Origin of the sequence: Trichocoleus sp. FACHB-46 (assembly GCF_014695385.1) — a bacterium.
Taxonomy (GTDB): Bacteria; Cyanobacteriota; Cyanobacteriia; order FACHB-46; family FACHB-46; genus Trichocoleus.
Genome location: NZ_JACJOD010000006.1, coordinates 719,613 through 741,153, shown reverse-complemented (window position 1 = coordinate 741,153; position 21,541 = coordinate 719,613). Strand labels below are relative to the sequence as shown.

Sequence of the window (21,541 nt, the reverse complement as noted above, 5' to 3'; positions counted from 1 at the left end):
ATAACTTAAAATTCACCAGCAAAGATACGGCATCCGCAAGTTCGTCTGCTCAATCCGCTACCTCAATGAGAATCTACCGTTTTGGTTTCTGTGTCTACCTGGGCGACAAAGGGTTCTTGAGGCATCTCAATAGTGACCAAGGTAGGGCTGTTCAAAGCAGGGGCGATCGCCTCAGCATCTGGAGTCTGCCAACCAATGACTCGATAGACATCAACCATTTGTTGTTTGCCTTTGAGAGCCAGTGGTCCCCAAGCTTCAACCGCAAATTGCTGATTCAAATGCTCTAAAGTTTCCTGGGCAATCAAGACACGGCAAAAATCCACATGGCGATCTTTTTCACAGCTCTCTAAGCGAGAGGCAATATTGACGCTATCGCCAATCACGCCGTACTCTAGACGGTTTTTGCCACCCAAGCTGCCGACGACCACCGGACCTGTAAAGATGCCTGCTCGCATCTGCACAACGGGTAGACCGCGTGCTTGCCAACCCGGATTTAACTCCCGTAGGCGATCGCCAAAAGCCAAAGCACAAGCCACCGCTTGCTTGGCATCTTCCGCAATTTCGGCTGCACTAGTGCGCGGTACCGGAACGCCAAAGACTGCCATCAGCCCATCCCCAGTGAACTTATTAATAATGCCGTGGTGGGTTTGCACCTCCTGGGTCATCACAGACAAATATTCGTTCAGCCAGTTCAACAAAGCCTCAGGCGACATCTGCTCAGAAACGGTGCTGAAGTCTTTGATATCAGTAAACAATACGGTCGTGGTCAGCCGTTGTCCAGGGAGTTTGCCTGACTTAAGCAGGCGATCGCGGCTACTCCACAACGCAGCAGCAATCTCTGGCGAGGTGTTTTGTCCCAGCAGAGTCATTACTGTTTTCTGTTGGCGTTGGGCTTGCTGCGCGCGGTAACTGACTACCAAGCCCACCGTCATGACAGCTGCGATCGTTGGGGTCATCACAGGCACCCAGCCTTGGTGGAGGAAGATGCCAAAGGTGCTGCCAGTCAGCACGCCCAGCAGCAGAATGCCGCTCAGAGCTAAAGTAAACGGTTGGCGCATAATCCAAGCAACCGCACCGCCCACTACCGACCAACTGGCAATCCACAAAATTTCTGCCCACTCTGGCCAAAACCAAAACAGCGGGCGATCGCCGGAGACAGCATCCAAAATCTGGCTTACCATTTGCGCATGAATTAGTACCCCTGGCATGTTGGGATTATTCACCCAGGCCGCTGAACTATAAGGCGTGAAAAATTCATCTTTAAGGCTAGGCGCGGTGGTACCAATTAGGACAATCTTGTCTTTAATTAAGGCGGGGTCAACTTGCTGGTCGAGGATCTGCGTCAGCGTTACCTGTGGTGATACATCGCGAGCGGCACGATAATTCAACAGAATTTGATACGCATCTGCATCCACGTTTTGATAACCGCCTGCATTCGTTTGCAGGGGTGTGAATATAGCTTGGCCCCAGCGGACCTCGCCATAGTCTTTCCAAGCTGCTTGGGGCCACTGTTTCTGGGATGCCAAGTAATGCTGAGCCACCCGGAGGGAAAAGGAGTACAGCTCTGTGGTTTCTGTATTGCCAAACATGAAGTTGCGGCGAATGACGCCATCAGCATCAGTCACCACATCGTTGAAGCCCACGCGATCGCTCGGTACCACCATCGGAGGCGGCGTACCGCCACTCTCTGTATCACCAATATTGGTAATCGCAATCAGATTGGGCGCTTTAAACTGCTGAGTCAGCAATTTCCAACCAGGTTCATGCGGAAAATTGCGGTACAGATCTAAGCCAATGACTCGGGGTTTGGCTTTTTGCAAATTCGCTAAAGCCTGCGCCAGCACTTGATCGGAGATCGGCCATCGCTGCTGCTTCTTTAAGTCTGCTTCGGTAATGGCAACCACTAGAAACCGCTGATCAGGGGTGGCTTGGGGACGGAGCTGCACCATGCGATCGAACGCCACGAGTTCTAGAGATTGCAACCCTCTCATAGGGCGCACACTCAGCACTAATCCAGTTACGACAAGACTGGCGATCGCCACGACTGGCACACCCGTTAAATCTGACCACTCAATCCGAAGCGCAGGAGGAAATTTGAGGATCACAGAAGTTCTCAGCTAGTTAATCAAGTCAACTCATTGGTACTGATACACTACAAGCTACAACCTGCACCCATCCCTGAGCTGCTGACTCTGATAGTTTAGTAAACCCAGAGTCCACTGAAACAACCATGCCCCAATGGCTTAATCGGCAAAAGACTTCATCTACTTAAGTAAGTCAATTTTTTAACCATGCCGCTTCACCTATGAGCATGAGCCTGCTGGGCTAAATTTAGGCGATCGCGCGGCGCACCAGAATCACGGTGCATTGGCTATTACGAGCGATCGCTTCGGGAATGTTACCTTTAATTGCTTGTTGCAGCATCCCTTCCCGACTAGCTCCTAAGGCAATGACATCGCACCGTTCTTTCTGGGCCAACTTCACCACCGCCTCGGACACCGAAGCGCCCCAAACCGGGGTCACGATAACGGGAGTCGCCAGGCGACGATCCAGCGATCGCGCCGCTTGGTCGAGGATGGAGGTATTTGGTTCTTGCTGGTTTGGCTCAAACACTTGACAAAGTTTAACCAGCGGTGTTTCTCCGAGAGACGTAAGAGCAGGTAGCAGTTGCACCGCATATTGAGCATTCGGTCCACCCGCGATCGGCACGAGCCAGCGATTAAAAGTTTCGGTGCCACGCAGTCTGGCTAGGACGACATCGCAAGAGGCTTGGCGGATTACGGTATCGACAGCTCCCCCAAACACTCTCCCCGGAGTCGCAGTGGTGCCTTTCCAGCCCATTAAGATTAGGTCAATATGACGGTCTTTAATAGTTTCCAGAATTGCTTGCGATACATCATGGGCCACACGAATTTGGGTATGGACTGGAATCTGCCAAGCTCGGCCCAAGTTTTCTGCCTGCCGTAACAATCGCCGACTTTTAGCAGTACTGACAGCGGTTTCTGCCGGAGAATTACTGCGCGGAATGAGTACTACTTGCAGGCATTCAATTTCTAAGTTGCGATCGCGGGCAATGGCAGTAGCCAGGCGAATCAAAGAAGCTGCGGTTTGAGGATTGCTTAAGGGTAGCAATAAGCGACCCCGACCCAAAGCGGGCGATCGCGTTTGGTACACCACATAGGATGCTTCCGGTTGCGGCCCCAACTGCTCCGTCTTACCACTCAGTTGATCCGATTGCGCCCGAATGATATCGGCTCGCGTTATAATGCCCACCAGCTTGCGGCCTTCCGTCACAGGCAAACGGCTGATTTTGTAACTGTTGAGCAAGTACAGCACATGAGACAGCGGATCTTTCGGGTTGACGGTGACAGGCTGCGGCGTCATCAAGGCGCGGAGCGGCATGGTCTCAGATAGTTGCTGCTGAGCAATATTGCCCAAATCTGTTTGAGTGACGATGCCCACCAATTTCCCTTGATCCACCACTGGGAAGCCCCGGTGATGCGATCGCGAAAATGCTTGCACCACTTCTTCTAAAATCATCTGACTCGACAGCGTTTCCACCCGTCTCTGCATAATATCGGCTGCCGTCAAACCAGATAAACGGCCTTCGATGGGGGCTTCCTGCTCCAAATAAATGCCATTCCAAGCCAAAAGCCGCTTGTAAATCGAGCCACTGGCGATCGCTTCTGCCACCAAATAAGCCACCACCGACCCCATCATCAGCGGCAGCACCAAATTGAAGTCAGTGGTCATCTCAAACACAATCACGATCGCGGTGATGGGGCCGCGAGTCACGGCACTAAAGAAAGCCCCCATTCCCGTTAAGGCGTAGGTGGTCGGAGAACCAATCGCGATCGCCAAATCAGGTGGGACTCCTAACAACGTCTGTAGAGCTTCGGCACCAAGGCTCACCAAATACCCCAAGGCTGAGCCAAGAATTAGCGATGGTGCAAATAAGCCACCGGGTGCCCCGGAACCGTAAGCCACTAAAGTCAGCAAAAATTTGGTTACAAACGCCAGGGCCGTGATTTGCCACCCTGCTCCCCCTGTTACCAGAAACTCTTGCAGCCCAGTATTGTCGCGCAGAGAAGCGGGCAAAAAAGCTAGAACCAGACCCGACAGCAGTCCAGCCAAACCGATTCGCAGCGGTAACCCACCTGTGCGCAGCAACTTCCGGTTTAGATCTAAGCTGACAAAAATCCCCTTACAGAATAATGCGCCCAACAACCCTGCTAAGACCCCCAACAATAGAAACAGGGGAATTTCTGCCAGAGAAAATTTGGCATTCGAGGTTGTCAGGATCATATTCAACCCATGCCCTCCTAGTAAGCGAGACACCACCCCACCCACAAAGGAAGCCAGAATTGCTGTGCCCAGCGTCAAGTTAGACACATCTTGCAGCAGTTCCTCCACGACAAAGATCACCCCCGCGATCGGAGCGTTAAACCCAGCCGCTAAACCTGCTGCCGCTCCTGCCGCTAGTAACTGGCGTTGGTAGTCGGGAGAGGTAGGTACCCAACGACTAAACTGCGCGGCCAAAGCTGCTCCCACTTGCACCGTCGGCCCCTGCCGCCCCAGGGTTAATCCAGACCCCAGCGACAACATAGTGGTCACCAGCTTAACCAATGCCACCCGTAGATTTAGGGCGATCGGCACATAAGCCAAAGCTGCTTTGACTTGGGGTATGCCACTTCCAGAAGCTTCCGGGGCTAGGCGCTGAATCAACCAGCCTGTTAAGCTACCGCCAATCAAACCAATCGTTGGTAAAACCAGCCAAGCTGGAAATGTATGTCCCGCTGTAATGCGCCAGCCACCCAACCACCCAGACCCCTGTTTGAGCAAAACCGCTGCTAAGGCAGAGACCAACCCAATCGCACAAGCTTCAAAGATAGCCAGACGCTTAGGCCGCAAAAATTGACGGAGATGCTGGGGGAGGGAAAGATACCACATCAGGCCGACGGCTCAATAGGAAGACTTGGACTCAGATAAACATCACGCTGGGGCGATGTCATGTTTGCCTAATGCGCAATAGGTAAACAGCAAATTAAGCCTGAATGATGCCAAGAGCCAACCCAGCAATCACTAGATCTCAGTATCGGACGGAAAATTGCTGTCGGCAGATTCCTCTAGGAGCAACTTGCATCAGCGCTTTACTCAAACTGCATCCAAGTTTCCCAAATCCTTAAAATTGAACTAGCGAGTGAACGACATCAGTCAGAGCAGCGATCGCTTGATTCTGGCCTCATGGCCTAGTGCCGCCCCGTCACAGACAGCCCTTCCACAATCAACGAAGGGGTATAGCAAGCACCGTTCCAGTCAGCATCACTGCCAATATCTACCAGTTGATTCAAGGCTGTGTAGACATTGCCAGAAATCATCGTGTCCTTGACACGGCCCACAATCTGCCCCTGCTTGACGCGGTAGCCTAAATCCACATTCACTGAGAAGTCCCCAGAAATCCCCGCGCCACCTCCCAACATCTGATCGAGCACCAATCCTTCATCAAGGCTGGCGATTAAATCTAGGAGAGACTTGGTGGCAGTGGAGCTAGCCATCATCGCACTGGGTTCGATCAACAAGTTGAACAAACCGGGTGTGGGATAACTGCCTAAACCAGGACGGAAGCCGTTGCCTGTCGTTCCGCTCCCCAGCAAACGCCCACTGGTGCGATCGGTATAGAACAATTGCAGCACTCCGTCTTGGATGAAAACCAGAGGCCGAGTCGGTGTGCCTTCATCATCGAAGGGGCAACTAAAGGGACCGCGACTGGGATGCTGAGAAATGGTTAGCGCATCGGAAATCACTTGTTCGCCTAAGCGATCGCTCCAAGGAGAGGCCCGCTCAATTACCTGCTTACCGCTCAGTGCCGCTTGCACCGTACCCCAAATCATGTCGGCGGCTTTGGAGGTGAATAGGATTGGTACCCGACCGCTAGGGGTTGGCACATTTTCTTTCGCCCACTCCAAGCGTTGCAACACTTCCTGAGCCAAAGCCACTGGGTCTAAATTGCCACGTTGGATTTGCCCATCTGAGACGCTAAGAAAATCGTCACCGCGAATCCACTCCGCCGACAAAAAACAACTTAAGGTAGTGTCGGTATAGCTAAAATCCAATCCTTCAGAGTTGAGCAAACGGGTGCTCTCAGCTTCGCACTCCCACTCAGCGGTACAGAGGCTTTCTGGGTAGGCCTCCCGGACTAAGGCGATCGCTTCCTTGCCCCAACCCACGAGCTGCTCAACGGCGATCGCCTCCCCCACATCTGGGTAAAACACTTTAGATCCTGTCGTTAGCTCGATTGCCTCTGGCTCATTTAGTTGGCTGAGCGCCAAGGCTCGGTCTACCAAGGCTTGTGGCTCTACAGGACCATAGGCGACCGCTAAACCAGGACGGCCATCTTGCCAAAGGCGTAATGCCGTACCTTCAGACTGCGTACTCTCTAGCTGCTTGAGGCGATTGGCTTCAAAGAAAACAGGACGGGAAAGCGATCGCGATTGAAACACTTCCGCTGCTTCGGCACCTGCGCGGGCGGCTAGCTCCAACAGTTGTTCTGCTGGCATCTCTGGCTGTAGTTCGTCAAGACCCATAAAATCTGTGGACGAGTGAAGCTAACGGGGAAGCAGGCGGAGATTACATGACTCAATTAATCGCGTCACTTCATCCACCTGGGATCACTTTACGCTAGTTTGGAACCCAATTTAAGCCAGATTTAGTTCCTGCAATAACCAAAATCCCGCAAAAGATTCGGCTTCCGGATCAGACTGCACCGCCACAAAATGCACTTGCTGCGCGGCTTGTTTGGCTTGCTCGAATCCTTGCGCTTCCGCTTGCAGTTGTGGCGTGGTGAGATTGGCTAAAATCCAGCGATCGCTTAAACCTGTTTCGAGCAACAATCTTGGTTTGGTAACGCTGGTATCCATTTTAAGGAAGGCCAACTCTAAACCAGACATCCAACCCGCCAAAGCTAAGGCTCTATGCGAAAAAATGATCAGTCCTGGAATTTTGGTATCAGGGGCTAGTTTCAGAATTTCTAGAGGAAAAGCCCTTGTAAAGGCAATTTCCCACTCTGCCATTTCTGCAAAGGCACTAGCTTCGAGGGTAACAAAAGCCCACTGCTGGCCGATCAAAGCATCGGGTAGCGGTTGCGGAGTGGTGGTTTCGTAACTAACTGACGGATTCGCTCCTGGTTGGAATCCTGGTTGATCGGGATAGACAAGTTGCTCTCGCTCTTGCAACCAATGATTGAGCGCAAAGGTGCGGCGGCTGACTTCACAAGCAATGCCTAAGTCTTCGCAGGCTTTGTTGATCATGTTCGTCATCTGGCGACGAAAAAAGCGAATCTCAGCCGGGGGTTGAGGCGCTTGAGCGATCGCGTTTTGCAATGCTTCCTGCAACCACAGGGAGTTTACCTGGGTGCTGGGGCAATACTGGGCATAGCGAAAGAGGGTTTCGGGCTTTTGGCCTGCCTCCAAGGGGCTTTCACAGACCAGCACTTCCCACAGTTTTTTGCCACTTTCGTCCAAAATCGGACGTGAATAAAAATCTAATTCCCAGACGATACCCATACAGCCACACGCAAATCATTGAGCCAGAGCAGAACCAAACTATCTACCCCATTACCAGTATCGGTGACGCTGGCTCCTAGAGACACGACGACTGTGGAGAGAGCGTAGTTATGGCCCATCTATCACGCAGTTTTTAGCTTGAGAAAATTACAGGCCGCAGGTTTTGGGGAACTGTAGACAACAGGGGCGGCATTCTACCGTGTAGACAAAACACTTCGGCATGAGAACTTTACGCCTATTACGCCTATCCAGAATCAAACTGCTTAGATTCCTTTAGCTCCTAAATCAAGGAACCCTTCATGCTTTTAAGTCAAAATTTTCGAGAGAGTGCCATTCTTCTAGTTTTAACTGCCAGCCTGAGTGGCTTTCTTGTGCCCTACATTCTTAAAAAGGTAGATGAGCGCAAACTAAAAGAGCAGAAAATTATTGACGATCGCAAACTCAGAGAACAGAAAGAATTTGAAGCTGAGTTGACACGACAAAACAAAGTTATTGAAGCACAAGCACAACTTTTAGATACCTTAGTACAGCTATTGTGGGAGTTTCATCTGCTTGTCCTATCCGTGTCCTATCACAAAGTTAATCACGATCAAGCAAGGTACGAAGCTGCGGTCGAAGAATACGCTGAAAAGGCTTGGATGTATTTCGGCAAAATCCGCCCTGAGATTAGTAAAGCATCGCGCCTAACTTCAAATGAAATCTATCAAACTCTGCTGATCTTTTGTACAGATTCACTCATGGGATTAGATATTAGACTTGCCACTTTAATTCGGAAAGAAGCACCTCATGAGGAATGGAAGATCCATCATGATTTCGTCTTTCAAACCCTCACTAGTCAAGTGGACGAAATCGTGAGTCTACTGGCTGAAGAGTTGAGATTATCATCACGGACTAAGTTATCTAACATGACGATAAAGTCGAGCATAGAATCTTCTAATTTTCGTCGGTCAGGCTAAAACCACCTGTTGACCGAGAAACAACTTGTGAGTTGCTAGCCCATTCCTCTATAGGTTGTGCCGTCTGGTTATACAGCAATGCTTCCAAAACAATGGCATTGGTGTTTAGGGTCAACGCTCGGTTGGGCTGTTGACTCTCTTCGTAGAAGCCAGCGAATACTCCCTGTTGGGGATCAGCCAGCCAGCGCATTCCCTTGTAGGTTCGCTCGGTGTAGCGGTTACGGAACAAGACATTCCAGGCGATCGCAATCTTGGTACTACTACCTCGAAAAGCAGTCGCGTCCTCTCCCCCAGGTGTCACGGTTTGCCAAGGACGACCATCAGCCACTACACAGTTATGGACCTGCCAAGGAGCCTGATCTAAGTTTGTTTCCGACCAAGCCGTCAGTTGATTTGTCGCTAGATATCGATGCTGTTGAGCTTGGAGTAAACGAGCGGCATATTCTACGGGCAGCGCTTTAAAGCCGCTTTCTAGGCCATCCAAGACATAAGGTTCACTCACGACACAGTTGGGCTTCGTCCCCTGTTTATCGGTTGGCACCTCCACATTCATCACATCGACGAGTTGAGTTTGCGTCTTTACATCTAGAGCTTGAGTTGGTTTCAGCCCCAGCTTGCTTAAACCGTATGCTGCATATTGCTCGTAGCCCAAAGTTCCTTCCGGCTGCCAAACTTCCTTACCAGAGGCAGTGGTTGCTGCCATGATCTGGCCATCCTTCACCAGTCGGTCCAACTTCCAACGACTGGTTACTGCTCGGCTAGCGGCTGCATGTTGGGGATAGCGCACTGCCACGATGTCTAGCCAGCGAGCCAATCTGCCCAGCTCTACTGCCGAAAACCCAACCTCCTGCCGTTTTTCTGGTTGTCCGTAATCAATCGGCACCAAAGTCGTAGCGTTATAGGCTTTATTGGGTAGCTCGTTACGATACAGCGGCAACTTTTGGAGGGTGGCTAGAACCTGAGTCATCCAGGGATCAAACTCTTGCAGAGAAATCAGACCCAGTTCTCGCGCTGCCACCATCCCTGCTAACTGATTGGCAACATCCCACATCGTCGTCGCGGGGAAGCCTGCGGCTGAAGTGACGAGTCCAGTCTGGGAACGGTTTAATTCAAAATAGCGCCAAGCATTGCGAGCCAGGTTTTTATCTTCGCCACTCAGGGGAATCTGTCGGGTGACGGGAACAGGCAAAACCGAGGTTTCGCGCCAGGCTAATGCTTTGTGGACGCCAAAGGCAACCAAAAAGATAGCACTGCACAGAGCAACCTGCTGAATCAGATTGAAGCGGCGATCGGATGTTTCCATAACAACTTTTTTAATAATGAGGCTAGCGAGGGATAGGTCGTTTAACGAGGAACCACATTGAACAGAAATTGTTTTTTGATGAGGAACCAGAAGAATCCGATCGCGATCGCCTGCAACAGGGTTGTCACTAGGGCGTCCCCTGTGGTGAGCCCCGGAACCATAAACCACAACACCGTCAGGGGCACATGCATTACATAGACATAAAGGGAGTTTTGCCCTAGAGGGATCAAAAGTTTGCCTAGTGCTTTATTAAGGGGGAGCCAAAATGTGTTGACTACCATGTACAGCAAAGGAAACAAACCCAATAAAGTCACTAACCGAATGGGACCGTTGATACTGCGGTCAGTCCACTGCAACCACTGAACTCGCTGAGAGACATTCGCAGGCCAAACGCCCAATTGCATGTCGTACTGAGCCGCTACCATCGCCGCAATCACAATCGTGACTAGAACTGTGACCAGTGGCAGTTTAGGAATCCGCGCCCAGAGTTGTTGCAACTGCGATCGGTAGTAGCCTGCGGCCAAACCATGCACATACAAGATCTGCCAAGAAGCAAAGGAGAAATAAGGATGATCGCGATCGAGCGGATGGAAGCTGAGTGCGTAAGGATGCAACTGCTGCAAACTCCACACAGACCAGGAAATGGCCAGAAGTGGTGCCCACAGCCCTCTGCGTAACAGCCAAAACATACCGGGAGAGGCAACTAGGCACAAGACGTAGAGCTGCAAGATGTCAATTACTGGAGGAGCTAAATGCAATGTGGCAGCAGCTAAGAGAATTTGCCACCAACTTCCGGGAGCGGCTTCAAAAGCAGGGCGAGTCCAGCCTGGAAAGAAGATTGACAACAGCCCTAAGGTCGCCATCAGGATAAAGCTAGTTTTATACAGTGTCCAAGCTCGCTCTAATAGCTTTTTCATGGCTTCGGGTAAGCCAATTTTTTGAATTCGCTGGCGTGTCACCAACCCCAAAACCATGCCCGATAGAAAAACGAATCCTTCCGCAGAACTGGCGTAGATGTGCCCCTGAGTGATGTTGTTGAAGTAAGAACGGCTCTCCAAGTGATTGATCACCATTGATGCGATCGCTAAGCCTCGCAGAAAATCTAGGCGGAGATCTCGCTTGGCATCCACGCTAGGGTCATAAACCCACTGCTTGCGGGAAAACACGTAGGTATTAGGAGTTGCCGTATCAGCCATGATCGGCTTTAGCTCTGAATCAGACATTGAGTGTAGGAGGAAGAATTACCAGGAACGAGCAGGCATGCAGATCGAGGCAGGCCTATTTTGTTATCCAGGTTACCGTCGTCTCTCCGCGTCCATCAAATGGCTGAACTCTTGCTGAATTTGCTACCACTACTGGTATCGGAGAGGAAAATAGCTTTGGACCACAGCCCGTCCTACGACAAAGAATCTGAAGACATTACAGCTAGAGCAGAGCGATGCATCATCCTTCGAGCTTGATAACATCCCGTCTTAAGGAGCAATGAAGGGCGAAACAAAAGAAGATATCTTAGCGCTAGAACTGGGTTTCAAATTTTACCAGTGGCCATCGCCCCTACGTGGAAAGCGAAGCGGGATTTAGCTGCCACTCTTTTCCCAACCAGCCTAGTTTGTTAGTCATCAATTAATCAGCCAATTATAGGATTTATGGATACTGCAACGCTCCAGAAACAATATGACTCCGGACAACGAGATTTTAGTCAGATTAATTTGGTAGGCGCTAATTTAACGGGTGCGAATTTAGCTGGAGCCAATTTGAGCGGAGCAAACTTGATGGCGGCTAACCTCAGCAATGCCAATTTGATGGGTACAGACTTGTCCAAGGCTAATCTGATCGTCACTAAACTCGTGGGAGCCAACCTCACAGGGGCCAATCTTGTAGGGGCTAATTTGGATGGAGCCAATGTTAGTCAAGCTAACTTAACGCGATCGCATTGTAGGGAGGCCAACTTGACAGGGGCCAATCTTTGTATGGCTAATCTGACAGAAGCCAACTTTCAAAAAACTATCTTGAAGGGAGCAGTGCTGCTGATAGGAGCCGATTTAGTTCGGGTAGACTTCAGTGGAGCTAACTTAAGTGGTGCAGTTTTAAGCGGGGCCAATTTAACAGCCGCTAACTTAGTAGGAGCAAATTTGAGTGAAGCCAATTTGAGCGGAGCTAATCTACGCCGAGCCAACTTTGATGGAGCCAATTTGCGTGAAGCAAACCTGCTGGAAGCAGACCTCACCGAAACGAATTTAGAGACAGCCAATGTGTTTGGCGTCAAACGATCAGAGTCCTCAATAACATAATTACAATCGCGTCATGCAGATGTCTAGAAAACCTGTAAGGAAGGCTTCCAAGTGAGTTTGCAGGATAGGATTACCATGTTTTTCCCAAGTTCACGACATCTGCGATCGCCCTCATTACCTTTTTGGAGTCTAGGAATCTGGATATTAGGAGGAACTGGAGTTCAAGCGATCGCTACAACTTCTAGCTCCTTAGATCCCGCAGCTTCCGCAATTTTGGCCGAACTACAGCCTCGCTCAGAGCAATCTACTTCAGAAATAGCTACCCATACCGCTACAGAAACAGACATCCAGACGGCATCTTCACTTCCAGCACAGCACTCATCTGCCTCAGCACTATCTTTAGAGCCAGCCACTACCCCAAGCACCAGCTTAGAGAATGCCGCGATCGCCCCAGAAAAACCCAACTCTTTAGAGCCTGAATCTTTAGGTCTTCCTAACTCGCAAGCTTTAAGTTCTGAAACGGCAATCATGTCTGCGACAGAAAATCAAGCACTGGCAGAGTCTGACAAGCAGCTAGCTAGTTCTGTTGCTCTACTCTTCCCCACTGTTGCAGTTGAGCCAGAAACTATTACTGGCGTGGCAACGACAACCTACATTGCCACTTCAGGACCAGAAAACTTTAACCCTGAATTACGAGTACCCCCGCCGCCACCGCCACCTCCACCACTGCCACCCCCCGCCCTACCCCCTCCAGCACCAGCGCCATTAGAGACACCACAGGAGCCGGAACCGGTTACAGCTTCCCAGAAGTCTAATCCCTTTAAATTAGAAAATCTGCAAATCAATTTTCGTGATAACCAAGATCAATCTGGGCAACATAATCAGTGGATAGAGCCAACCGCTCAATTTCAACTGGGTAATAAGGGTGATCGCCTTCTAGTCAAAACGGGATTCAACACGTTTGAGGAGCCAGAAACTGAAACCATCACCAATATCCCCATTCAAATTGGCTGGCAGACAAAGGTCGGCAAATCAACTTTACAAGTGGCAGCGGGTGTAGACTTCTTCAACCGTTTGCCTGCGGCCCTCAATCTAGATGCTCAAGCTAGTGTGCCTCTCACGCCTTCCCTGACAGTAACGGGAGTTTTAGAACAAGGCCCTTATAAAGCCAATGCCAGAACGTTAGAAAACCAAATCACTGCTTGGAGATTTGGGCCTAATTTGTTTTGGCAAATCGATCGCAAAACAACTCTTTTTTCGTCATTCCGGGTAGGACTTTATAACGACGGCAACAGTGAGACACAGTCCTTTAGCCGATTAGAACGAAAATTTGGCCAATTTCATGTTGCGGCCAACTTGTTCTCTTGGAATGTGAGAAAGGATATGCAAGCGCAGAGCGGCTACTTCTCACCCCCAAATTTTCTTGTTTACAACGGAGAAGTAGGGTGGCAGGGTAAGCCTTTTGACTTTCTCACCTGTCGGTTAACTGCCAATTTGGGAGGCCAGCGCTTAAAAGATACCAGTACCAACGGTTACAGCTATCAAGGTCTTTGCACAGCTGAGTTATCACCCTCTATTGAGATAGATCTTGGCTATACCGTTAGCAATATTTTTACTCGAGAAACAGGAGAAAGCGGTGCTCAAAGTGATGCGGTAGTCAGCCAACTTCGGGTCAAATTTTGACTTGATTCAGCCTAAAAGCCTAAGTAAATCTCCTATAGGGTATATTCCAAGCGGAGGTTCCTCAAGTATAAAAAGTATTGAAGATTACATAGTACGCTTACACGACCTTAATCTCTGTATTCCTTAAACAAACGTCATTCTTGTAGTTGAACTTCTTGACTCAATGGATTTTGAACCTCCTTCTAAAAGATTATCGTTACTAGCAATAGTAGGTGGAGTTCTCACAGCTGCCATCGCGATCGCTGGATTAGAAACACTGTCCCGTAACTCTCGGCAAGCTCCACAAGTTGTGACCTCCCCTAAACCGATTGCCAAACCGTTACCGTCTCTCCCTCCGGGTTTGCCACCTGAAGCTACAGAGATCGCAAAGCTAGATTCAAAATCCTGGAGTTTGCAAGGCACACCTGTTTCTCAGCAACAACTTCAAGCAGTCAAAACGCCTTATGTAGCGGCAGGGGCAGGAGCAGGTAGCCTGACTCCCGAAGAACAGGCGATCGCTCAGACAGCCTGGAAATATTTTGAGGCCAACTGGAATGAAAAGACGGGACTAGTCAATGCGGTAGATGGTTTTGCTTCAATCACGATGTGGGACCAAGCCGCAGCACTAGCGGCATTAGTCAGTGCTAAGGAGCTTGGCATCGTTGCAGAAACGGAATTTAACGCCAAAATGAGCGTTAGCTTGAAAACCTTGGCAACAATGCCTCTCTACAAAGGCGAACTACCAAACAAGGTCTACAACGCTAAGACGCTGCTTCCTGTGGGCTATGGGCAGTTAGACAAGCGGCAGGAGATTGGCTGGTCGGCCCTAGACATCGGACGTATGGCTATATGGCTGAAAATCATTGGCGCTAAATATCCTGAGTTTCAAGAGCAGACCGAAGCAGTCTGGAAACACTGGAAGGTTGACCGACTCACCAAAGATGGTGATATGTACGGCACCGCAGTAGTTAAAGGCAAAGAACAGGTCAATCAGGAAGGCCGTTTAGGATATGAAAATTATGCCGCTTTCGGGCTAAAACTTTGGGGCATGAAAGTTGATAAAGCCTTGGACTATCAATCCAAAGTTGCCTACGTTAACCTCTACGGGCAAGGAGTCCCCTACGATCGCCGAGACTACTCCAATAGCCAAGCCAACAACTATGTCCTCAGTGAGCCTTTCATTCTAGATGGTATTGAAACAGGCTTTCAATCATTACCAAAGCCTTTTGCAGATCGAGTTCTTGAAGCTCAGGCGGCTCGTTATCGTGCCACCAAGAAACTCACTGCTGTCACTGAAGACAACCTTGATCGCGCTCCCTACTTTGTCTACAGCACCTTATTTGTGAACGGGGAACCCTGGTCAACCATTACCCCTGAGCAGAAATCACAATACCATCTCCGCTTCCTTAGCACCAAAGCGGCAGTGGGCTGGCATGTCCTCTACAACAACGACTACACCCAAAAGCTATTCGATTTTGTCAACACCAATATGAAAGCCGAAAAAGGTTGGTACAACGGCTTTTATGAGTTGCTCAATGAACCGAATGCAGCGCTTACAGCCAACAACAACGGGGTAGTACTAGAGAGTTTGTTGTATCGAAAAGTGGGCAAACCCCTCACGGTATGGGCAGGAGTGCAAGCTACGCCATAAATCACAGCAATCATATCCGTCCCTAATTTGGTTTTCAGCATGCGGAGAACTTTTCAGCCTAAATGGATTAGAGCGATCGCCCTATTTTTAGTGGGGGTCTGCTTTCAATTCCTGCTCAATACTTATCTTTCCAAACCAGTAGTTGCTCAGCAACCCGTTGCCACAGGTGGCGCTTGTGCCGAAATCACAGTGCCTCTAACGCCAGAAGAGCAAGCCTACGCCACTACAGCTTGGCAATACTTCGTCAAGAACTATCAGCCCGCCACGGGATTGGTGAATTCTGTCGGCAATTATCCCTCTAGCACCTTGTGGGATATGGGGAACTACTTGACGGCTCTGAATTCGGCTCGTTGGTTGAATTTGATTGACCAAAAAGAATTTGATACCCGTCTGAATAAGTTCTTGACGACGCTCGCTAGCTTAAGACTATTTGAAGACACCTTACCCAACAAAGTCTACAACACTGCTACTGGGGCTTTAGTAGACTATGGTAATAACCCCATAGAACGGGGTATTGGCTGGTCTGCCCTTGACATTGGGCGTTTGCTCGCCGCCATGCACATTATTCGGACTTGCCATCCTCAATACGCCGACTGGACAAAAGGTGTTCTGTCTAAGTGGCAGTTGGCTCGCTCCATAAAAGATGAACAGATGTATGGAGCCGCAGTCCTAGAGGATGGCAAAACTCTTCCTGTACAAGAAGGACGATTAGGGTATGAGGAATATGCTGCCAGAGGCTACGAGCTTTGGAATCTGAAGCCCGCTAAAGCTCTAGAGATAGAACCTTTTAAGTTTGTTGATGTCAATGGCGTCCAAATTCCAGTCGATACCCGTGACTATCAAAGTTCCAATGCCAACAACTATGTCGTGAGTGAATCATATATCCTTGACGGCATTGAATTTGGTCTAGGAGGAGTCTTAGGGGACTATGCGGCTAGGGTGCTAGAAGCTCAAAAACGTCGCTATGACTCTACAGGTCAACTAACAGCCGTTTCCGAGGATAATCTCGACCAAGCTCCCTACTTTATCTACAACACCGTCTATTCCAACGGCGTACCTTGGGCTGCGATCAACGAAAAGAATGAGGCTTTCCCTCAGTTCCGCAACATCAGTACCAAAGCCGCGTTTGGCTGGCGTTATCTGTACCCCGATAATGCTTACGCTCAAAAAGTCTTTGATGCGGTCAAAACCTTAAAAGATCCAGAGAATGCAGGCTTCTATGCAGGTCTGTATGAAACCACCAAGCAGCCCAATAAAGTCTTGACGGGCAATACGAATGGGCTGATTTTAGAAATCCTGTATTACAAAGCTCGTGGCAACCGTCCGTTAATTGGTTCCAGTAATGTAACGTTTGCCTCTCCCCGTGGTGGTGCTACAGCAGCACAGTCTGCACCAAATCCCTCAGCACCAACTCCTTCAGAGCCACCTACTGCTGCTGCCAGCCCTGCGGCTCCACAACCAACTGCTGCTCCATCCACTCCACAACCAACTGCTGCTCCACCTACCCCACAGCAACCGGCGACTCAAGCTCAAACTCCCCCTCCAGCTACGACTGCTCGTGCGGTTGCTCCTCCGGTTAAGGTTGCAGCTATCGGCAGTGTAGGTTCTCGGCTATCCAAGCCTCCTTTAACGGTCAAACCACTAACCGTCGCAGAGCGTCGCTATGCAGAAGCGGCTTGGAACTATTTCAAGTCCAACTACAACCCAGATACAGGCTTAGTTAGCGATCGCAGTGACCTCAAAACTGCTTCCCTCTGGGGCATGGGTAATTATTTGGCAGCTCTGAATGCAGCGCGATCGCTAGATATTGTTTCTGCTTCTGAGTTCGACCAACGAGTACGGTTGTTGTTAGGCGCATTAAGGCAAGTCTCCCTCTTTGGCGGAGAACTTCCTTATCGAGGTTACGACACAAAAACCTTGCAACCTGTAGATTATGGGGGCAACCCAATCACAGAAGGGAATGGCTGGTCTGGAACCGATGTAGGGCGACTTCTAGCAGCTCTACACAACCTAAAAAGCTATCATCCCGAATATACAGAGGCGGTCGATCAAACCGTTCTAGATTGGTCATTTCTGCGCGTAATTCGAGATGGCAAGATATTTAGTGCCATCACCACACGAGATCAGCAACCCCAGAGAGCTGCACGTTGGTTAACCCGAATCAAGCCCGTTAACTATCTGGGATATGAAGAATATGCTGCTCGCGGCTTTCAGTTGTGGGGCTTTGAGGTCGATCGCTCAGCGGTAGGAGGTCGATACGAAACCGCTACTGTAGATGGTGCTCCAGTGCCTACACAGCGGTTGCAAGCTGGCAACAAAACAGAAAGACCTGCTTACACTGTCGCCGATCCCTTCGTGTTGTATGCCTTGGAGTTTGGCCTAGATCCGCAAATGAAGGAACTGGTGCAACCCATGCTGCAAGCCCAAGCCGAACGCTATCGTCGGACTGGCACCTTCACCGCCGCTGGAACCACTTTAATCAACCGTAAACCCTACATTGTTCATAGCACGCTCGTAGGCAAACAACAGCCTTGGGCCACGCTGGCAGATGATGGTTCAGCCATTCCAGAGTTGCGGATTGTTAGCACCGCGATCGCCTTTGCGTTCCGCGCCTTGCTGCCAGAAAACAAGTACGCTCGTCAGCTAGGGGAGCAAGTCACAGACTTGTATAGTCCGCTGCTGGGCTACTACGAAGGGTTTTATGAGCAAACCGGGAAACCGACGATCGCGGCCTTTAGCAGTGGTACCAATAGCTTGATTTTGCAATCGTTGCTCTACGTCAGTACCAAGCAACAACCGCTCATTCGTCCCACCCAATCAGCGAAATCTCCTTGGTGGGAGGCGATCGCGGCAGGAGACTCCGGGCGAGGCCTACCTGAGAGAGCGACGCAAGCAATCCAACTGGTGAGGGATAGAGCTGGAACCTATTGGGCATCAGCGCCAAACAATACTGCGGTTCAGTCTCGCCAACCCAATCTCTAGCTCTGCGATTTCCTCGCCCCATCTGTGGTGTCATTCATCCCTGGAATCTCTAAGTCGTTTCGTATGATCAGCCCCATCTCTATCGTTGAAGGCAGTCCCAACTTTTCTGGTAACACCCGTTCTCGCTTAAAGCAGAGAACCCTTCTGTTTCGGTACTTGGCTGAAATCAATCTGATTTTAGGAGCCTGGTACTTGTATTGGCGGGTCAACAACTCGATCAATTTCGATGTGCTGTGGCTGTCGATTCCACTACTACTTGCTGAGATATACAGCTACATCGGCGGACTCATGTTTACGATCGGGCTTTGGCGGCCCCTGAGCCGTCAGGTAAAGTCACTCGATCAGTTGACTCCGGCGATGCCTGCATCCAGTTGGCCCACCCTAGATGTGTTTGTCACCTGCTACAACGAATCGGTAGACATTGTAGAGCGAACTACTCGTGCTGCCCTAGCAATGGACTATCCCGTTACTAAGTTGCGGGTTTACATTCTGGATGATGGCAACTCTTCAGAGATCCGAGCGATGGCTGAACGGCTGGCTCTAGAGGACTTACAGCTACCTCAACTTCAAGAAGAAGTCGCCCGCCTCAGTCGTGAGCGAGTCCAGCTAGCTACTCGCCTAGAAGAACTGAAACAACTAGAACCCGACACGCAAGCCGCCGAAGCCTTCCTCGAAGATCCATCTACCATTAATCAGGGCAACTTAGTATTTGGGTGGTTACAAAGTCTTCAGAAGCTAGCGCTGATGCTGAATCCAGGACATTCCAGCCTGCGCGATCGCCTGTCCGCCGAAGAAAAGCAAACCGAGCAATCGCTGCATCACAAAGAACTAGAACTGAGCGAAGTCCTACGGTGCCGCTACATTGCTCGGCCAAAGCCTGCTGGAAAACCCCACTACGCCAAAGCGGGTAACATTAACTACGCTATCTTTGCGGGTGGCACTGCTGGGGAGTTCATTCTTACCTTAGATGCAGACCACATTCCCAAACCCCATTTCCTGAAGCGGGTACTCTCCTACTTCTACACTTACAACGTAGCTACAGGCCGTTACGACAGTAACCGCATTGCCTTCGTTCAAACGCCTCAGGATTTCTACAACATCCCACCAGGTGACCCCTTCGGACATCGAGCCAATCTATTTTATGGCCCCATCCAGCAAGGTAAAGATGGCCTCAACTCTGCCTTCTACACAGGCACTAATGCCATCCTCCGACGCGAAGCGCTGGTAAATGTAGGCCTGCGGCATTTCTTCAACGAGTACAGCAAAAATGAGCGCCAGTTAAGCGATTTCGACTTGGTCGGTGGTATGTCTAGCAACAGCATCACCGAAGACATGAATACGGCAATGCGCTTGCATGCCAATGGGTGGAAGTCGATCTACCATAACGAAGTTTTGGCAGAAGGATTAGCACCTGATGACCTAAGTTCCACGTTAAAACAACGATTGCGTTGGGCTCAAGGAACCATGCAAGTCATGGTGCGGGAAAATCCTTTCACGAAGCCAGGGCTGACATTCTGGCAGCGATTGCAGTATTTCCAAACTATGTATAGCTATCTATCAGGTTTTGCGACTGTAATATTTATTGCCTGCCCAATTATCTACTTTTTCACAGGCATTATTCCGGTGACATCCTTTGGCCCTGATTTTGCCATACACTTCTTCCCAGCATTTATTTTGAATCGCCTCACCTTTATGGTGGCGGGTTGGGGCGTGCCCGCTAGAGAAATTTGGCGGTCTGAACAGTACGCGATCGCTCTCTTTCCATTGTTTATTCAAGCGGTGGTTAGTGTCTTCACCAACCGTCCGATTAGATTTCAAGTTACTCCTAAACAGCGGCAAGCAGGCATTTATTTAGGGCTCGTTATTCCGCAATTAACTGTTTTTGTACTGACCATACTTGGTATAGTTTGGAGTCTGTACCGCTTAGTAACGGGCACATTAGAGGACCCCGCGGTTCACCTAATTAACGCAGCGTGGTCAGTTTATAACCTAGCGCTGTTACTCGTCATTATTCGTGCAGCCGTTTGGCAGCCTGAATAAGCCCTAAAGCATTGCTTTAACTACTTTCGAGCAGCGAGAGCAATATCACTTAAACCTAGATTCGTGAATGGATAGATGATCATGGACTCTCAAGTTACAGTAATTCAAGCTTCTGGATCAATTGATAGCATTAGTGGCAATCAGCTCCGGCGAGATGTGAGTGATGCGATCGCCTCCGGTGCAAAAACAATTTTAATTGACTGTGAAAAAGCTACCTTTATGGACAGTTCTGGGTTAGGGGCTTTAGTCATGATCCTCAAAACCGTGCGAGAAGCAGGCGGTAGGCTCGCACTTTGCTCCATCATTGATCAGATTGAAATGATTCTTCAGTTAACCAGTATGGACAGTTTGTTCGAGATTTTTCCCAACCGAGAAGCATTCGAGCAAAAGGTCGCCAGCTAGCTTAGATTTGGAGAAGAAGCTGATATTTTCATCAGCGCAGCTTCATGCAGTAGCATCTTTTTATTCCATCCCTGTTTTCTCTGAAGCAACTTTTAGGAATCAGGGGTGGGGTAAGCTTTAGTTACCTTCAATCTGACAACAACTCTGGTACATCAAAAATATAATGAACCTGAGTTTCCACTCTGAGAATTTTGCTTTATCATCCTTTGAGTAAGACAAAGCTAAGAAACGGTGGGACTGCATGAGTTAAATTTTTCTTGAGACTTTCAAGGGAAATTTAATTTCTTAGCTCACTATAGTAATAGTTATTTAGATTAGGTTCCAGGTGACTTCACAAAATCGCCTTCAGGTAACGACAAATCTTGCAGAACTCAATCAAGTACTGCTTTGGTTCGAGCAGTTACATCAGCCAACGATTCCTAGAAAAACCTGGATTCAGTGTCAGACAGCCTTAGCTGAAGGATTTACCAATGCGGTCAAGCATGCTCATAGCAACTTACCACCTGACACAATTGTCGAGATTGATGTAACTATTACACCTCAACAACTAGAAATTTATGTCTGGGATTTTGGTCCACCTTTTGATTTAATTCAAAATCTCAAAAGTCGAGAGCAAACCTTTGATCCTACTGCCTCTAGTGGTAGAGGGCTACAGCTAATCGCTCGGATTGCTGATCAAATTAGCTATGTTCGTACTGATGAGCAGCGTAATTGCTTATCAATGATTAAGTACTACCAAGCATCCTAAGATT

15 protein-coding genes are annotated in these 21,541 nt (G+C 49.5%); 8 read left to right on the top strand and 7 right to left on the bottom strand.

What is annotated here, in order from left to right; genetic code table 11:
- Window positions 1-62: 62 nt before the first annotated feature.
- The 5 genes from H6F72_RS03565 to H6F72_RS03545 all read right to left on the bottom strand — a co-directional run bounded on the left by H6F72_RS03565 (window position 63) and on the right by H6F72_RS03545 (window position 7,681).
- A complete protein-coding gene (locus tag H6F72_RS03565; RefSeq protein ID WP_348252015.1) occupies window positions 63-2,105 on the bottom strand; it encodes an adenylate/guanylate cyclase domain-containing protein in 2,043 nt (680 codons plus the stop codon).
- A gap of 226 nt (window positions 2,106-2,331) precedes the next feature.
- On the bottom strand, window positions 2,332-4,950 hold the full coding sequence (locus H6F72_RS03560; protein ID WP_190431825.1) for a chloride channel protein: 2,619 nt from the start codon (window positions 4,948-4,950) through the stop codon (window positions 2,332-2,334).
- A 299-nt stretch (window positions 4,951-5,249) separates the two neighbouring features.
- Window positions 5,250-6,584, bottom strand: coding sequence for a TldD/PmbA family protein (locus H6F72_RS03555; RefSeq protein WP_190431823.1), 1,335 nt, complete (start codon window positions 6,582-6,584; stop codon window positions 5,250-5,252).
- A gap of 111 nt (window positions 6,585-6,695) precedes the next feature.
- Window positions 6,696-7,562 (bottom strand): Tab2/Atab2 family RNA-binding protein, encoded by an 867-nt coding sequence (locus H6F72_RS03550; RefSeq protein WP_190431821.1) that lies wholly within the window; start codon window positions 7,560-7,562, stop codon window positions 6,696-6,698.
- A complete protein-coding gene (locus H6F72_RS03545; protein WP_190431819.1) occupies window positions 7,541-7,681 on the bottom strand; it encodes a hypothetical protein in 141 nt (46 codons plus the stop codon). The genes H6F72_RS03550 and H6F72_RS03545 overlap by 22 nt, the downstream gene beginning before the upstream one ends.
- Before the next feature lie 180 nt (window positions 7,682-7,861).
- Between H6F72_RS03545 and H6F72_RS03540 the strand changes: the two genes are divergently transcribed.
- Entirely contained in the window at window positions 7,862-8,518 is a 657-nt protein-coding gene (locus H6F72_RS03540; protein WP_190431817.1) for a hypothetical protein, read from the top strand.
- On the opposite strand, the gene H6F72_RS03535 is transcribed toward H6F72_RS03540, so the two are convergent.
- Together H6F72_RS03535 and opgC are read right to left on the bottom strand one after the other, a co-directional pair.
- Window positions 8,496-9,821 (bottom strand): DUF3131 domain-containing protein, encoded by a 1,326-nt coding sequence (locus H6F72_RS03535; RefSeq protein WP_190431815.1) that lies wholly within the window; start codon window positions 9,819-9,821, stop codon window positions 8,496-8,498. The genes H6F72_RS03540 and H6F72_RS03535 overlap by 23 nt on opposite strands.
- A gap of 41 nt (window positions 9,822-9,862) precedes the next feature.
- Complete coding sequence (opgC, locus tag H6F72_RS03530) at window positions 9,863-11,044, bottom strand: OpgC domain-containing protein (protein WP_190431813.1); 1,182 nt, start codon at window positions 11,042-11,044, stop codon at window positions 9,863-9,865.
- Window positions 11,045-11,467: 423 nt separating this feature from the next.
- Between opgC and H6F72_RS03525 the strand changes: the two genes are divergently transcribed.
- The 7 genes from H6F72_RS03525 (at window position 11,468) to H6F72_RS03495 (ending at window position 21,537) form a co-directional block, all read left to right on the top strand.
- Window positions 11,468-12,112 carry a pentapeptide repeat-containing protein gene (locus H6F72_RS03525; protein WP_190431812.1) on the top strand — a complete coding sequence of 215 codons (645 nt, stop codon included), beginning with the start codon at window positions 11,468-11,470 and terminating at the stop codon, window positions 12,110-12,112.
- 75 nt (window positions 12,113-12,187) lie between these two features.
- Window positions 12,188-13,735, top strand: a complete 1,548-nt coding sequence (locus H6F72_RS03520) for a hypothetical protein (RefSeq protein WP_190431810.1) — start codon at window positions 12,188-12,190, stop codon at window positions 13,733-13,735.
- A 163-nt stretch (window positions 13,736-13,898) separates the two neighbouring features.
- Window positions 13,899-15,365, top strand: coding sequence for a DUF3131 domain-containing protein (locus tag H6F72_RS03515; RefSeq protein WP_190431808.1), 1,467 nt, complete (start codon window positions 13,899-13,901; stop codon window positions 15,363-15,365).
- Window positions 15,366-15,404: 39 nt separating this feature from the next.
- Window positions 15,405-18,347, top strand: coding sequence for a DUF3131 domain-containing protein (locus tag H6F72_RS03510; protein WP_190431807.1), 2,943 nt, complete (start codon window positions 15,405-15,407; stop codon window positions 18,345-18,347).
- Between the two features lie 63 nt (window positions 18,348-18,410).
- Window positions 18,411-20,387, top strand: a complete 1,977-nt coding sequence (locus H6F72_RS03505; protein WP_190431806.1) for a glycosyltransferase — start codon at window positions 18,411-18,413, stop codon at window positions 20,385-20,387.
- Between the two features lie 81 nt (window positions 20,388-20,468).
- On the top strand, window positions 20,469-20,789 hold the full coding sequence (locus tag H6F72_RS03500; protein WP_190431805.1) for an STAS domain-containing protein: 321 nt from the start codon (window positions 20,469-20,471) through the stop codon (window positions 20,787-20,789).
- A 325-nt stretch (window positions 20,790-21,114) separates the two neighbouring features.
- Entirely contained in the window at window positions 21,115-21,537 is a 423-nt protein-coding gene (locus H6F72_RS03495) for an ATP-binding protein (RefSeq protein ID WP_199298828.1), read from the top strand.
- Window positions 21,538-21,541 lie beyond the last annotated feature (4 nt).